Genomic DNA, 14,556 nt, shown 5'->3' on the forward strand with positions numbered 1-14,556 from the left:
GTGAACAGCGGGGCGGCAGTGTGCGGTGAAGGCGGCCGTGATGCGGTCTGCCGCGCCCCACCTGCGTCTACGCGTGCGACACGCGTGCACGGCGTGGATGTATGAGCCAATCCCCACATCTAGTGGTTGGATTGCAGCAGCAGCCCACAAGTTGTGGTCCCCCGGGTCTCAGTGCCCATGGTCATCGCCTATGCTTGGGACTGCTTCGTGGGGCGCAAGAGGCCCGGCGAGGCTATTGAGTCTGCTGTGAGGAGGGTTGGGAGTTCATGCACTGCCCCTTCTGCAGGCACCCCGACAGCCGTGTCGTCGACAGTCGTACGACCGACGACGGCACGTCGATCCGCAGGCGCCGCCAGTGCCCTGACTGCTCCCGTCGTTTCACGACCGTGGAGACGTGCTCGCTCATGGTGGTGAAGCGGTCCGGAGTCACCGAACCCTTCAGTCGCACCAAGGTCATCAATGGGGTGCGCAAGGCGTGCCAGGGACGGCCCGTCACCGAGGACGCGCTCGCCCAGCTCGGCCAGCGGGTCGAGGAGGCGGTGCGGGCCACCGGAAGCGCCGAGCTGACCACCCACGACGTGGGGCTGGCCATTCTCGGCCCGTTGCAGGAGCTCGATCTCGTCGCCTATCTGCGATTCGCCTCCGTCTACCGGGCGTTCGACTCGCTCGAGGACTTCGAGGCGGCCATCGCGGAACTGAGGGACGGGACGGGACCCCCCGACGCGGACGACGGCGACCGCGAGGACACGGGTGCGGGGAGCCAGGAAGACGACCGCGGGCCCGGAGGGACGACACAGGTCCCCGAGCCCGCAGGCGCCGCCGACTGACCGGCGGGCCGGACCCGGACGGCAGCTCCGGGCCCGGCCGGGCGGCGGCGATGTGAAGACCTGTTGCGGGCGATGTGAGTGGGTGCCCGCAACACCAGACAGAACACCGTGCCACGGGAACAACGGGGCACTTCAGGGCGTTTTCGCCCGTACAGGGAGGCGGCATGACAGAGACGGCGAGCGGTCCGGCACGGAGTTCCCGCGCCAAGGGCACCAAGGCGAACAAGGGCCTGCGTATCGAGCGCATCCACACCACCCCTGGGGTCCACCCCTATGACGAGGTGGCGTGGGAAAGCCGTGACGTCGTCATGACCAACTGGCGCGACGGCTCGGTCAACTTCGAGCAGCGCGGCGTCGAGTTCCCCGACTTCTGGTCGGTGAACGCGGTCAACATCGTCACCAGCAAGTACTTCCGCGGTGCCGTCGGCACCCCGCAGCGCGAGACCAGCCTCAAGCAGCTGATCGACCGCATCGTGAAGACGTACCGGAAGGCCGGAGAGGACCACAAGTACTTCGCCTCTCCCGCCGACGCCGAGATCTTCGAGCACGAGCTGGCGTACGCCCTCCTGCACCAGATCTTCAGCTTCAACAGCCCTGTCTGGTTCAACGTCGGCACCAAGCAGCCGCAGCAGGTCTCCGCCTGCTTCATCCTGGCCGTCGACGACTCCATGGAGTCGATCCTCGACTGGTACAAGGAAGAGGGCATGATCTTCAAGGGCGGCTCCGGCGCCGGCCTGAACCTCTCCCGGATCCGCTCCTCCAAGGAACTGCTGTCCTCCGGCGGAAACGCCTCCGGCCCGGTCTCCTTCATGCGCGGCGCCGACGCCTCCGCAGGAACGATCAAGTCCGGTGGTGCCACCCGCCGTGCCGCCAAGATGGTCGTCCTCGACGTGGACCACCCGGACATCGAGGACTTCATCGAGACCAAGGTCAAGGAAGAGGAGAAGATCCGCATCCTGCGGGACGCGGGCTTCGACATGGACCTGGGCGGCGACGACATCGCGTCCGTCCAGTACCAGAACGCCAACAACTCGGTCCGCGTGAACGACGAGTTCATGACCGCGGTCGAGCAGGGCGGCCAGTTCGGGCTGCGCGGCCGGATGACCGGCGAGGTCATCGAGGAGGTGGACGCCAAGGCGCTCTTCCGCAAGATCGCCGAGGCCGCGTGGGCCTGCGCCGACCCCGGCATCCAGTACGACGGCACCATCAACAACTGGCACACCTGCCCCGAGTCCGGCCGGATCACCGCGTCGAACCCGTGTAGCGAGTACATGCACCTGGACAACACGTCCTGCAACCTGGCCTCGCTGAACCTGATGAAGTTCCTCAAGGACGACGGCAAGGGCAACCAGTCCTTCGAGGCCGAGCGCTTCCAGAAGGTCGTCGAGCTGGTCATCACCGCGATGGACATCTCGATCTGCTTCGCCGACTTCCCGACCCAGAAGATCGGCGACAACACGCGGGCGTTCCGCCAGCTCGGCATCGGCTACGCCAACCTCGGCGCCCTGCTGATGGCCACCGGCCACGCCTACGACTCCGACGGCGGCCGTTCCCTCGCCGGATCCATCACCTCGCTGATGACCGGTACGGCCTACCGGCGCTCCGCCGAACTCGCCGCGGTCGTCGGCCCGTACGACGGCTACGCCCGCAACGCCGACGCTCACAAGCGCGTCATGAAGCAGCACTCGGACGCCAACGACACGGCCGTCCGCATGGACGACCTGGACACCCCGGTGTGGGCCGCCGCCAGCGAGGCCTGGCAGGACGTGGTGCGCCTCGGTGAGAAGAACGGTTTCCGTAACTCCCAGGCGTCCGTGCTCGCCCCGACCGGCACCATCGGCCTCGCGATGTCCTGCGACACCACCGGTGTCGAGCCCGACCTCGCGCTGGTCAAGTTCAAGAAGCTGGTCGGCGGCGGCTCGATGCAGATCGTCAACGGCACCGTGCCGCAGGCGCTGCGCCGCCTGGGCTACCTGGAAGAGCAGATCGAGGCGATCGTCGCCCACATCGCCGACCACGGCAACGTGATCGACGCCCCGAGTCTCAAGCCCGAGCACTACGAGGTGTTCGACTGCGCCATGGGCGAGCGGGCCATCTCTGCGATGGGCCACGTCCGCATGATGGCCGCGATCCAGCCGTGGATCTCCGGCGCCATCTCCAAGACGGTCAACATGCCGGAGTCGGCGACCGTCGAGGAGGTCGAGGAGATCTACTTCGAGGCCTGGAAGCTGGGCGTCAAGGCGCTCGCGATCTACCGCGACAACTGCAAGGTCGGCCAGCCGCTCTCCGCCAAGAAGAAGGAAGAGGCGAAGGCCGAGGAGCCCGCAGCCGTCGAGGCCAAGGTCGAGAAGGTGGTCGAGTACCGCCCGGTCCGCAAGCGCCTCCCGAAGGGACGTCCCGGCATCACCACGTCCTTCACCGTCGGCGGTGCCGAGGGCTACATGACCGCCAACTCCTACCCGGACGACGGTCTCGGCGAGGTCTTCCTGAAGATGTCCAAGCAGGGCTCGACCCTCGCGGGCATGATGGACGCCTTCTCCATCGCGGTCTCCGTGGGCCTCCAGTACGGCGTCCCCCTGGAGACGTACGTCTCGAAGTTCACGAACATGCGCTTCGAGCCGGCCGGCATGACGGACGACCCGGACGTGCGGATGGCTCAGTCGATCGTCGACTACATCTTCCGCCGCCTGGCGCTGGACTTCCTGCCCTTCGAGACGCGCTCCGCGCTCGGCATCCACTCCGCCGAGGAGCGTCAGCGTCACCTGGAGACCGGTTCGTACGAGCAGAGCATCGGCGATGACGAGGTCGACGTCGAGGGTCTGGCCCAGTCGGCGCCGCGCGCCCAGGAGCTGAAGGCCGTCACCGAGCCGAAGAACGAAGTGGCGGCCCAGCCCGCCCCGCAGCAGGCCCACACCAGTGCCGAACTGGTGGAGATGCAGCTGGGCATCCAGGCCGACGCCCCGCTGTGCTTCTCCTGCGGTACGAAGATGCAGCGCGCCGGTTCGTGCTACATCTGCGAGGGCTGCGGCTCGACCAGCGGCTGCAGCTGATGCCGAGCGCCTGAGCCGATGACGGAGGGGCACCGCCTTTGGGCGGTGCCCCTCTCGTCGTCACGGGCCGCGGATGTCACGGCATGGTGCTCATGCCCGGCGTGCCGCACCCATCGTCCTGGTGAAGGCCACGGGGTCGCCCTCGAAACCACGCAGGCCGGGGTGGAAGGCCCAGGGACCGGAGCCGTCCCGGACGAACTCCGCGACCGTCGCGGCCGTCGCCCCCAGGACACCGCCGAAGTCGTCCTCCGCGAGGACCGTGTACCCCTCGCGGATGCGCAGGCCGGGGTTGACCACGCTGACGAAGGTGCGCTCCGCCGGGCGCTGCTGGATGACGACACCGACGACCACGCGCGCGTACCGGGCGTCGAGCCGGTCGAGTTCTAGCGTCATGACCTCGTCGTAGCCGAAGCCCTGGCCGTCCTTGCTGTCCCGGTTGAGGTAGATGGTGCCGTCGGGGGAGCGGCTGTCGAAGTGCACCACATAGGCGGGATCGCCCTGCGGGTCGTCCGCCAGGTACGTCGCCGCGACGAGGTCCAGATCGGTGGACGGCTGCCCCGCCGGACTGGGATCCCACCTCATCGCGATCTCGATCTTGCTCAGTCCCTTGTTGAGCCCGTCCACCAGAGTCCCCTTTCCGGTACCGACCCGCCTGTTCGCCCCAACTGCCGGGCGCTTACGACTGTTTGTCCATCCTGCCACGCGTGCGGGTGCGCGCGTGGAGGAGCGGTCCGGCCGAGAGTGACCGGCGCCACGCTCCGTGGCCTTACCATGGCGCGGTGCTGGTCAAGTGGATTCGCTGCACCGTGGTGGACCGCCGCGGTTTCGAGCGGGGGCAGCGGAAGTGGGCGGGGCTTCTGGGGGAGCCGGGGTTTCGCGGGCAGGGGGGTGGCTGGAGCCGGGGGCGGCCGGACGTGGCGCACATATTCGCGTTCTGGGAGAGCCGCGCCTTCTACGACTCCTTCATGGCGCGGTCCCACGACCGGCTGGCGTCGGCCCAGTCGGGCACCTTCAAGGACGCCCAGGTCAGGCTCTTCGACTACCGCTTCGACGTGAAGACCGGCTTCGAACCGCGCTTCACGGACGCCGACCTGCTGCGGGTGGCGCTCTGCCGTGTCCACGAGGCGCGGGCCGAGCATTTCGTGCTGATGCAGGAGAAGGTCTGGAACCCGGCGATGGCCGGCTCTCCCGGCATGGTGCGCGGGCTGTTCGGCGAGGCGCCCGGGCACGAGTTCCTGGTGCTGTCGATGTGGCGTTCGGACGCCGAGCACGGCAAGTACCGCACCGAGCGCGTGGAGCGGCTCGCCCTGAGGGCCCAGACGGAGGCGGACGTGGCGGCGCTCACCGGGGACATCGTGGGCATGGAGTCGAGCTGGACCGTCTGACCCGGCCGACCCGGAAGTCTGACCTTCGAGGACGAGGTCGCCGAGCTTGACCCGCTGTGGGAGTGGTCCGATTCGAAACGGTCTGGACGGATTGGTTCCGGTCGGCGATGGGCGTGACCTGTGTGACCTGTGGTGCAGGATCTGTGTGACCTACGCTGTATGGGTGGGGTATGAGTGCTGCGCAAGCGCTCACCCGATCTAGGGTCTTGGCATGGCACGACCACGGCGCATCGTCCTTGTCCGGCACGGCGAGTCAACGGGCAATGTTGATGACTCCGTGTACGAGCGTGAACCCGACCACGCCCTGGCTCTGACCGAACGGGGTCGGCGGCAGGCGGAGGCGACGGGAGAGCGGCTGCGCGAACGGTTCGGCGGTGAGCGCGTCAGTGTGTACGTCTCCCCGTACCGCCGTACGCACGAGACGTTGCGTTCCTTCCATCTCGACCCCGAGTTCATACGCGTACGCGAGGAGCCCAGGCTGCGCGAGCAGGACTGGGGCAACTGGCAGGACCGGGACGAGGTCCGTCTCCAGAAGGCCTACCGGGACGCGTACGGCCACTTCTTCTACCGCTTCGCCCAGGGCGAGTCCGGAGCCGATGTCTACGACCGGGTCGGCGGCTTCCTGGAGAGCCTGTTCCGCAGTTTCGAGGACCCCGACCATCCGCCGAACGTCCTCATCGTGACCCACGGTCTGGCCATGCGGCTGTTCTGCATGCGGTGGTTCCACTGGACGGTCGCGGAGTTCGAGTCACTGTCGAACCCGGGGAACGGTGAGGTGCGGATGCTCGTTCTGGGAGACGACGGCAAGTACACCCTCGACCGGCCGTTCGACCGCTGGCGAGATCCCGAACCCTACGGGATCACCGGATAGAGTGGCAGGGCGATGACCGCTGACTCCTCCCCCGACGGGCGCCTGGACCGCGCCCTGGCCAGCCTGCGCGGACTGTCCGTCGGGGACGCCCTGGGTTCCCAGTACTTCGTGCCGGTGAACTACCCGCTGCTGAAGCGCCGCGAGGTGCCGTCCGGGCCGTGGCAGTGGACCGACGACACGGAGATGGCCGGTTCCGTCGTCGCCGTCCTGGCCGCCCACCACCGCGTCGACCAGGACGCCCTGGCCCGTTCCTTCGCCGAGCACCACGACTTCGACCGTGGCTACGGCCCCGCGGTCAACCGACTGCTGCGACTCGTCCGGGAGGGCGGGGACTGGCGCGAACTCGCGGCCGGGCTCTTCAACGGACAGGGGTCCTGGGGGAACGGCGCCGCGATGCGGATCGCCCCGCTGGGCGCTTGGTACGCGGGTGATCCGGAGCAGGCGACTCACCAGGCGGAGATCTCGGCCTACACCACCCACCAGCACCGCGAGGCGGTCGTCGGTGCGATGGCCGTCGCCGCGGCCGCCGCCTTCGCGGCCGCCCCCGGCGGGCCGCCCGGCCCCGAGGCCCTCCTCGACGGGGTCATCGACCTGGTGCCGAAGAGCGCGGTGGGCGCGGGGCTGCGCCGGGCCCGGGACATGCTCGACTACGGCGACCCGGCCACGGTGGCGGCGGTACTGGGGTGCGGTCGGCGCACGACCGCCCATGACACCGTGCCCTTCGCCCTCTGGTCGGCGGCGAGAAGCCTCGGTGACTACGAGCAGGCGTTCTGGACGACCGCGCAGGTCGGCGGGGACGTCGACACCACCTGCGCAATCGTCGGCGGCGTGATCGCCGCGGGCAAGGTCGGAACACCGCCCGCCGAGTGGGTGGGTCGGACGGAACCGCTCCCGGACTGGGTGCCTGCGTCGGCCTAGCGGCAAGGCTCTTTCACCTCTTCGGGAACTCTCCGTACATCGCGGGAACTCTCCGTAATCGCCCACTCGTTGTCGTGACATCCGCTGTGCGAGCCGGCAGGGCACGCGGGCACCGGAGTGGAGCGATGGGGGTGAACATGGGCGTCCTGCTCGCGGTTCTGATCCACTGGTGGGGCGCTCTCTCGCGCCGTCCGCGAAGCGAACCGGTCGCGAACCGGCCCGACAGCCGCCGCCAGGCAAATGGCACGCCCGTCGGCGAGCTGCCGGAGCCGGCTCGCGACGCTGTTGCGTCAGCCGAGTCCCGGCCCGGCCGACCCGGCGAGTGCCTCCAGGTCACTCTTGCGGACCCGGATCACCAGCCAGGCCGTGGCCAGGGCGAGGACGGCCATCGCCGCGGCCGGGATGAAGGCTGTCGAGATGCCCTGGGCCAGCACCTCGTGCCCCCACGGTGCGGGCAGTTGCTGCGTACGGGCGAACTCGGCCTTCTGCTCCGCGGAGCCCTCGGCCATGAACTGCGGAAGTTGCTTCTCCGCCTCGTCCCGGGTCGCCGTGCCGAAGACCGTCGTCAGGATGGCCAGGCCCAACGATCCGCCCACCTGCTGCGTCGTGTTGAGCAGCCCGGAGGCGGCGCCCGCCTCGTGCGGGGCGACACCGGAGACGGCGGTGAGCGTCAGCGTCACGAAGTTCAGCCCCATACCGAAGCCGAACACCAGCATCGGACCGAGGACTCCGCCGACGTAGGAACTGTCGGAGCTGATGAGCGCCTGCCAGGCCAGTCCGATCATCGCGAGCGCCGAGCCCGCGAGCATGAACGGCTTGGGACCCAGCACCGGCAGGAACCGCTGCGACAGACCCGCGCCGAGCGCGATCACGACCGTCACGGGCAGGAAGGCGAGCCCCGCCTCGATCGGGCTGTAGCCGAGTACGTTCTGCACGAACAGCACGATGTAGAAGAACATCCCGAACATCGCCGCGGCCAGGCTCAGCATGATCACGTACGTGCCGGAGCGGTTGCGGTCGGCGAACATCCGCAGCGGGGTGATCGGTTCCTTGGCCCGGGACTCGATGATCCCGAAGGCCAGCAGCAGGATCACCGCGGCGCCGAAGGACCCGATGGTGAGACTGTCCCGCCATCCCTCGTCCGCAGCACGGATGAAGCCGTAGACGAGGGACGCCATCCCCGTGGTCGAGGTCACCGCACCCGCGATGTCGAACCGGCCGGTGTGCCGAACGGACTCGTTGATGTAGAGCGGTGTGAGCACGGCGATCAGCACGCCGATCGGTACGTTCACGAAGAGCACCCAGCGCCAGTCGAGCCACTCGGTGAGCATGCCGCCGGCGAGCAGGCCGATGGCGCCACCGCCCGCCGACACCGCGGCGAAGACCCCGAAGGCCCGGTTGCGCTCCGGACCCTCGGGAAACGTGGTGGTGATGAGCGCCAGCGAGGTGGGCGACGCGATGGCGCCCCCCACGCCCTGCAGGACCCGTGCGGCCAGCAACTGCCAGGGCTCCTGGGCGAGCCCGCCGAGCAGCGAGGCGAGGGTGAACAGCAGGATGCCGGTCATGAAGACCCGGCGGCGGCCGAGGATGTCACCGGCCCGGCCGCCGAGGAGCAGCAGACCGCCGAAGGTGAGTGTGTAGGAGCTGACGACCCAGGTGAGGTCGGTGGTGCTGAACTTGAGCGCGTCTTGAATGTGCGGGAGCGCGATGTTCACAATTGTCGCGTCGAGTACCACCATGAGTTGGCAGGCGGCGATGACGGTGAGTGCGATGCCGGGATGTCCCTCCCGGCGGGCCGCACCTGGCTTCTGGTCCTGGAGCAATGGAGAGGTTGTCACTATGGGTCCCCCACGAGTGCGTTAGTGAACGCTTGCGTTCACTGCCGCGTCAAAGGTAATGAGTCCCGGACAGTGAACGCAAGCGTTCACTCGTGGCGTCGTCGTTCGGCATGTCCCCCTCTGTCGCCGTGCGGCACGCCCTCACATCCCCGAAATCCCCGCTTCTCTGTTCGTTGGAGAGAGTCAGATGGTTACCCCGAGCTGGGCGGACGCCCCCGCTCAGACAGCCGCCCGCCGCCGCGGCGCCGTGCTCGAGCGAGCGATCCTCGACGCCGCACTGGACCAACTCAGCACCGTCGGCTGGAACGGCCTGACGATGGAGGGCGTCGCCGCCGGCGCCCAGACCGGCAAGGCCGCGGTCTACCGGCGCTGGCCGTCCAAGGAGGACCTTGTCGCCGACGCTCTGCGTGCCGGTCTGCCGCGTTTCGACGCGGCACCCGACGAGGGTGGGGTGCGTGAGGACCTCTTGGCGCTGTGCCTGCGAGCCCGGGATGCGATGTTCTCCCGCCCCGGTGTCGCGCTTCGCTCGGTGATTCACGAATGCGACACGACGCAGGCCGAGAGGTTTCATGCCGTGATCTTCGAGGGGGTCGTGGAGCCCACCATCCAGATGCTGCGGGAGGTCATCGAGCGCGGAATCCAGCGAGGGGAGGTGCGTTCTGACGCTGCGAACGGCTATGTCTTCGATGCCATTCCGGCGATGATGATGTACCGCTCCAAGATGTGCGGCTGCGAATGGCGGGATCATGAAATCGAGGAGATGATCGACCAGTTGATGGTTCCGCTGCTGCGGCCGAGCGGCTCCTGACAAGGGCCCGCGAAGGGTGTGACGCCGCCAGGGTGGGCCAGGGTGTCGCGGGCGCTTCCGGGCGGCGTAACCTAGGTGCGCCATGCCGTACGAACCACCTACTCACACCGTCGAGCGCTCCCTTCGAGCCACGACCGGAGCGAAGATCGTTGCAGGTGTCGACGAGGTGGGGCGCGGCGCGTGGGCCGGTCCTGTCACCGTCTGCGCGGCGGTCACCGGACTGCGCCGGCCGCCCGAGGGCCTCACGGACTCGAAGCTGCTCACCATCAAGCGGCGCACCGAACTCGCCGAGACACTGCGGACGTGGGTGACGTCGTACGCCCTGGGTCATGCCTCCCCGGAGGAGATAGACGAACGGGGTATGACGGCCGCGCTGCGGCTCGCGGCGGGACGTGCGCTGGATGCCCTGCCGGTCCGTCCGGACGCGGTCATCCTCGATGGCAAGCACGACTATCTCGGTGCGCCCTGGCGGGTCCGTACGGTGATCAAGGGCGACCAGTCCTGCGTGGCGGTAGCAGCGGCATCGGTGATCGCCAAGGTTCAGCGCGACAAAATGATGGCCGAACTGGGTATCGACCATGCAGACTTCGGCTTTGCGGACAACGCCGGGTATCCATCTCCCGTGCACAAGGCCGCACTGGCGGAGCGGGGCCCCACCCCCTACCACCGGTTGTCATGGGCGTATCTTGATGCGCTGCCCCAGTGGCGGCACCTCAAGAAGGTCCGCAGCTGGGCGGACGGAAGTGTTCCGGAGATCGAGGGTCAGCTCGGCTTCGATTTCTGACGGTTTCGTTCGCACGCATGCGCCACCCGCCGACGCGGGCCGTACCAGCGTTTGATAAATATCAACTCATGCCTCTCATTCCCGAGGAGCCTCAGATTCACGAGAGTGCCCAGGGTCCCCGCGCCACTCCGGCCAGCAGCCGCACCGCGCCGACCCCCCGTCCCGTACCCGGCCCCCGTCCCGCGGCTCCGTCGCGTCCCGGTCGTCCCGGCCCTCTCCGGCCCGCGCCGCCGGTGCAACGTACGCCGCGTGACACAGCCGCCACGCCCGGTCCGTCCGGGCCCGCCGCCGGTGCCGCCGCTCCGGCCGCCCCGCAGATCCAGCTGATCCCGGCTTCCGCTCAAGGCGCGCTCGACGCCGCCGAGGAGGCCGTGGACCTGCTCCTGGACGCGGGTCGCGCCCCCAGCGACGTCCTGGTGATCACGACCGGCGAACAGCACCCGTGGGCCACCCACGAGCTGTCCTTCGGTGAAACCTCCTACTGGGCCCAGCACGACGCCCGTGACGACGTCTTCTACACGGACGCCACCATCGCGGCCCGCGCCGCGTCGCGTCCGGTGGTCGTGGTCGCCGTCAACGGCGGTTCCGAGGCCGTAGCCGCGAGCGCGCTGTCCCTGGCCCACTCCCGGGCGAACACCCTGCTGATCGTCTGCGGTGACCCGCAGCAGATCAACTCGGTGCTGGGCGCGGGCGTCTGAGCCACTTCCTCAGCGTCCGGTCGGGCGCTGGGGAGGGCTTCAGGCGCCGCTACGGCGACGCCGCAGGGTGGGCGGTTCGGCATGCCCGGAGGACTGGACGCCGTGACTGCGTACGGGCCTTGCCCGGTTGGGGAGCGCCTTCCGCGGCACTGCGTGAGTCGGCACACGAGCTCGTATGCCGTGCGTTGGGGCACGGCACAGCGGCCCGTGCGAAACGGTCTGGCCAGAGGGCTTCAGCGTGCCGCCGCTGCGCGGCGCAGGACCTCCGAGGCGGCGCCGCCGGTGCGCGGCAGCGGTGGCGCCGCCTCGGACATGGCGAACGGCTCCGGTGCCGAGGCCGAGTGGGGGCGGCGTCCGCCGCGGCCCTCGCCGAGGACTTGCCAGCCGTCACGCGTCAGCGTGATGTACGCCCCGCAGCGCAGGCCGTGCAGGGTGCAGGCGTCGCGCAGGCCCCACATCCACGCGCCGTCCTCCTCCGTCCAACGCGCGTCGCCCTCACGGCAGTAGAGCAGCACCGCGGTCCGCACCGGGGTGCGGCGCCGCAGATCGTGCGGGATGATCCGGCGCAGCTGCGCGAGCAGCACGTTGCGGAACATCCAGCCGTCGGCCGGGGCCTGGCGGCGTACGAACGAGGCGCTCGCCCGCAGGCGCTCGTCCGGGTCGAGCACGGCGACGACAGCGGTCGCCGGCTGCGGGTGGTGCCGGGCATGCAGTCCGCTGACGACCTCACGGGGGTCGCGCAACAGTGGGATCCCGGCGGCGGCCCATTCCGCGGGTTCGAGCAAGCGGTTGGCGGAAGCGGCGGACGTCGACGCCGCTGCCGAGGCCGGAGCGAATCCGAAGGTCACGGTCCTCCCTTCGGCTACGCGCCCACACTGCGGGCGAGGTCGGATTCCTGGGAGCGCGCACCGCAGCGAAGCCCTACCGGATCGGCGGGCGCGCCGTGCGGGAGCGGACCTCAATTCTTCCTGTCGAACTTGAATGCGGCAACGAGCAATTGAGGCCGTCGACCGTTATCAGATGATGCGCGGCTAATATCCCTACGCAGTGCGCCACCGGGCCACCCATGGGGCGTTCGAGCACGACACGTTCGTACGTCACGGGGGCGTGCGGCGTCCAGAGGTGTGCGCACGTGGTCAGGCGGCGGGTGCCCTGTGATCCGGGGCGGACACCTTGCTCCGGAGCATCGGTCGTCAGCCCTGCAAGGCCAGCACGAGCGGCAACACCCCCTGCGCACCGGAGCGTCGGAGCATGCGAGCCGCGACCGCGAGGGTCCACCCGGTCTCCGTGTAGTCGTCCACGAGGAGGACCGGGCCCTGGGCCTCGGCCAGGGCGGAGGCGAGAGCGGGCGACACCGTCAGAGCGCCGTCGAGTGCCTTCAGCCGCTGGGCGCTGTTGCTCCGGGAACCCGGGTGCGCGTCGCCGGTGTACTCGATGGCACCCAGCAGCGGCAGTCGGCCGACTTCCGCGATGCGCGCTCCCAGGGAGTGGATCAACGCGGGGCGGGTGCGGGATGCCACAGTGACGACGCCGACCGGGCGCGGCTGGGCGTCCGACGTGCCGGAAGCCCAGCCGCCGGGACCCTTGGCCCAGTCGGCCAACACGCTCACCACCGCCTTCGCCACGTCATCCGGGACGGGCCCGTCGGGGGCCTGGGGTGCGAGCAGGGGCCGCAGCCGATTGCCCCAGCCGATGTCCGACAGACGCCCCAAGGCGCGTCCCGATGCGGCCTGTTCGCCGGCCGGGATACGTCCCTTGAGGTCCACTCCGATCGCCGGCAGCCCTGTGGGCCACATACGGCGGGGCTCCACCTCGACACCCGCTCGGCCCAGGTCCACGCGCGCGGCGTCGAGTGCCTCCTCGGACGTGTCGGCGAGGAAGCGCGGGCCCGTGCAGTTGTCGCAGCGACCGCACGGCTTGGCCGCCTCGTCGTCGAGCTGGCGCTGCAGGAACTCCATGCGGCAGTCCGTCGTCGACGCGTACGCGCGCATGGCCTGCTGCTCGGTCTCCCGCTGACGTGCCACCCACGCGTACCGCTCGGCGTCGTACGTCCACGGCTGCCCGGTCGAGATCCAGCCGCCCTTGACCCGCTTGACCGCACCGTCCACGTCGAGAACCTTGAGCATGGTCTCCAGACGGGAGCGGCGCAGTTCCACCAGAGGTTCCAGAGCGGGCAGTGACAAGGGCTTCTCCGCGTGCGCGAGGAGATCGAGCGTGCGGCGCACCAGGTCTTCCGAGGGGAAGGCGAGGGACGCGAAGTACTTCCAGATCGCCTCGTCCTCCTTGCCCGGGAGCAGGAGCACCTCGGCGTGCTCCACACCGCGTCCCGCGCGGCCCACCTGCTGGTAGTAGGCGATGGGGGAGGAGGGAGAGCCGAGGTGCACCACGAAGCCCAGATCGGGCTTGTCGAAGCCCATGCCGAGCGCGGAGGTGGCGACCAGTGCCTTCACCTTGTTGGCGAGCAGGTCCTCCTCGGCCTGCTGACGATCGGCGTTCTCCGTCTTGCCCGTGTACGAGGAGACCGTGTGCCCGCGCTGCCGGAGAAAGGCGGTGACCTCCTCGGCGGCGGCCACGGTGAGCGTGTAGATGATCCCGGAGCCCGGTAGTTCGTCGAGGTGCTCGGCGAGCCAGGCCATCCGATGCGCGGCGTCCGACAGCCGCAGCACGCTCAGGCTCAGGCTGTCGCGGTCCAGCGGGCCCCGCAGCACGAGGGCGTCCGAGCTGCCGCCGGTGCCGAGCTGTTCCGCGACGTCGGCCGTCACACGCGCGTTGGCGGTGGCCGTGGTCGCGAGCACCGGCACACCGGGCGGGAGGTCGGCGAGCATGGTGCGCAGCCGGCGGTAGTCCGGCCGGAAGTCGTGGCCCCAGTCGGAGATGCAGTGGGCCTCGTCCACCACCAGGAGCCCGGTGGCCGCCGCGAGCCGGGGCAGCACCTGGTCCCGGAAGTCCGGGTTGTTGAGCCGCTCCGGACTGACCAGCAGGACGTCCACCTCACCCGCGGCGATCTCGTCCTGAACGGCCTCCCACTCCTCGGTGTTGGAGGAGTTGATGGTCCGGGCGTGGATGCCGGCGCGGGCCGCCGCCTCGACCTGGTTCCGCATGAGAGCGAGCAGCGGGGAGACGATCACCGTCGGACCGCTGCCCTGCGCCCGCAGCAGCGAGGTCGCCACGAAGTAGACCGCGGACTTGCCCCAGCCCGTGCGCTGAACGACCAGGGCACGTCGTCTGTCGGCGACCAGTGCCTCGATCGCCCGCCACTGGTCCTCGCGCAGCCGGGCCGCTCCCGAGACGTCCCCGACGAGACGGGCGAGAACCGTGTCGGCTGCCGCCCGGAGATCCGCGTTGCTCGTGTGCTCCATGCGTTCCATGAAACAGGA

Annotated in this window: 12 protein-coding genes; 8 read left to right on the forward strand and 4 right to left on the reverse strand. The window is 69.4% G+C overall.

The annotated features are described in order from the left end of the window. Positions 1–266: 266 nt before the first annotated feature. Complete coding sequence (nrdR, locus tag OHU35_RS31425) at positions 267–827, forward strand: transcriptional regulator NrdR (RefSeq protein WP_189721842.1); 561 nt, start codon at positions 267–269, stop codon at positions 825–827. A 164-nt stretch (positions 828–991) separates the two neighbouring features. Further along, positions 992–3,877, forward strand: coding sequence for a vitamin B12-dependent ribonucleotide reductase (locus OHU35_RS31430; RefSeq protein WP_189721841.1), 2,886 nt, complete (start codon positions 992–994; stop codon positions 3,875–3,877). Between the two features lie 90 nt (positions 3,878–3,967). On the opposite strand, the gene OHU35_RS31435 is transcribed toward OHU35_RS31430, so the two are convergent. Further along, positions 3,968–4,501 (reverse strand): TerD family protein, encoded by a 534-nt coding sequence (locus tag OHU35_RS31435; protein ID WP_405507651.1) that lies wholly within the window; start codon positions 4,499–4,501, stop codon positions 3,968–3,970. Between the two features lie 155 nt (positions 4,502–4,656). On the opposite strand from OHU35_RS31435, the gene OHU35_RS31440 reads away from it, so the two are divergent. From OHU35_RS31440 to OHU35_RS31450, 3 genes are all read left to right on the forward strand, one after another. Then, positions 4,657–5,262, forward strand: a complete 606-nt coding sequence (locus OHU35_RS31440) for a YdbC family protein (protein ID WP_189721839.1) — start codon at positions 4,657–4,659, stop codon at positions 5,260–5,262. 211 nt (positions 5,263–5,473) lie between these two features. Then, the gene (locus OHU35_RS31445) at positions 5,474–6,133 is read left to right on the forward strand and encodes a histidine phosphatase family protein (RefSeq protein WP_405507653.1); all 660 of its coding nucleotides are present in this window, start codon (positions 5,474–5,476) and stop codon (positions 6,131–6,133) included. Positions 6,134–6,145: 12 nt separating this feature from the next. Beyond that, positions 6,146–7,051, forward strand: a complete 906-nt coding sequence (locus OHU35_RS31450; RefSeq protein WP_359888950.1) for an ADP-ribosylglycohydrolase family protein — start codon at positions 6,146–6,148, stop codon at positions 7,049–7,051. 290 nt (positions 7,052–7,341) lie between these two features. Here the strand turns inward: OHU35_RS31450 and OHU35_RS31455 are convergent, their stop codons facing one another. After that, positions 7,342–8,889, reverse strand: a complete 1,548-nt coding sequence (locus tag OHU35_RS31455; RefSeq protein ID WP_405507655.1) for an MFS transporter — start codon at positions 8,887–8,889, stop codon at positions 7,342–7,344. A 187-nt stretch (positions 8,890–9,076) separates the two neighbouring features. On the opposite strand from OHU35_RS31455, the gene OHU35_RS31460 reads away from it, so the two are divergent. The 3 genes from OHU35_RS31460 (at position 9,077) to OHU35_RS31470 (ending at position 11,179) form a co-directional block, all read left to right on the forward strand. Continuing rightward, a complete protein-coding gene (locus OHU35_RS31460; protein WP_359888947.1) occupies positions 9,077–9,697 on the forward strand; it encodes a TetR/AcrR family transcriptional regulator in 621 nt (206 codons plus the stop codon). 82 nt (positions 9,698–9,779) lie between these two features. Continuing rightward, a complete protein-coding gene (locus tag OHU35_RS31465; RefSeq protein ID WP_189721834.1) occupies positions 9,780–10,481 on the forward strand; it encodes a ribonuclease HII in 702 nt (233 codons plus the stop codon). A 68-nt stretch (positions 10,482–10,549) separates the two neighbouring features. Continuing rightward, positions 10,550–11,179, forward strand: a complete 630-nt coding sequence (locus OHU35_RS31470; RefSeq protein WP_189721833.1) for a hypothetical protein — start codon at positions 10,550–10,552, stop codon at positions 11,177–11,179. A 233-nt stretch (positions 11,180–11,412) separates the two neighbouring features. Here OHU35_RS31470 and OHU35_RS31475 read toward each other — a convergent pair whose 3' ends face one another. Then, on the reverse strand, positions 11,413–12,027 hold the full coding sequence (locus OHU35_RS31475; protein ID WP_233878702.1) for a hypothetical protein: 615 nt from the start codon (positions 12,025–12,027) through the stop codon (positions 11,413–11,415). A 345-nt stretch (positions 12,028–12,372) separates the two neighbouring features. Next, entirely contained in the window at positions 12,373–14,538 is a 2,166-nt protein-coding gene (locus OHU35_RS31480; RefSeq protein ID WP_405507658.1) for a RecQ family ATP-dependent DNA helicase, read from the reverse strand. Positions 14,539–14,556 lie beyond the last annotated feature (18 nt).

Source organism: Streptomyces purpurascens (assembly GCF_045040895.1).
Taxonomy (GTDB): domain Bacteria; phylum Actinomycetota; class Actinomycetes; order Streptomycetales; family Streptomycetaceae; genus Streptomyces; species Streptomyces purpurascens.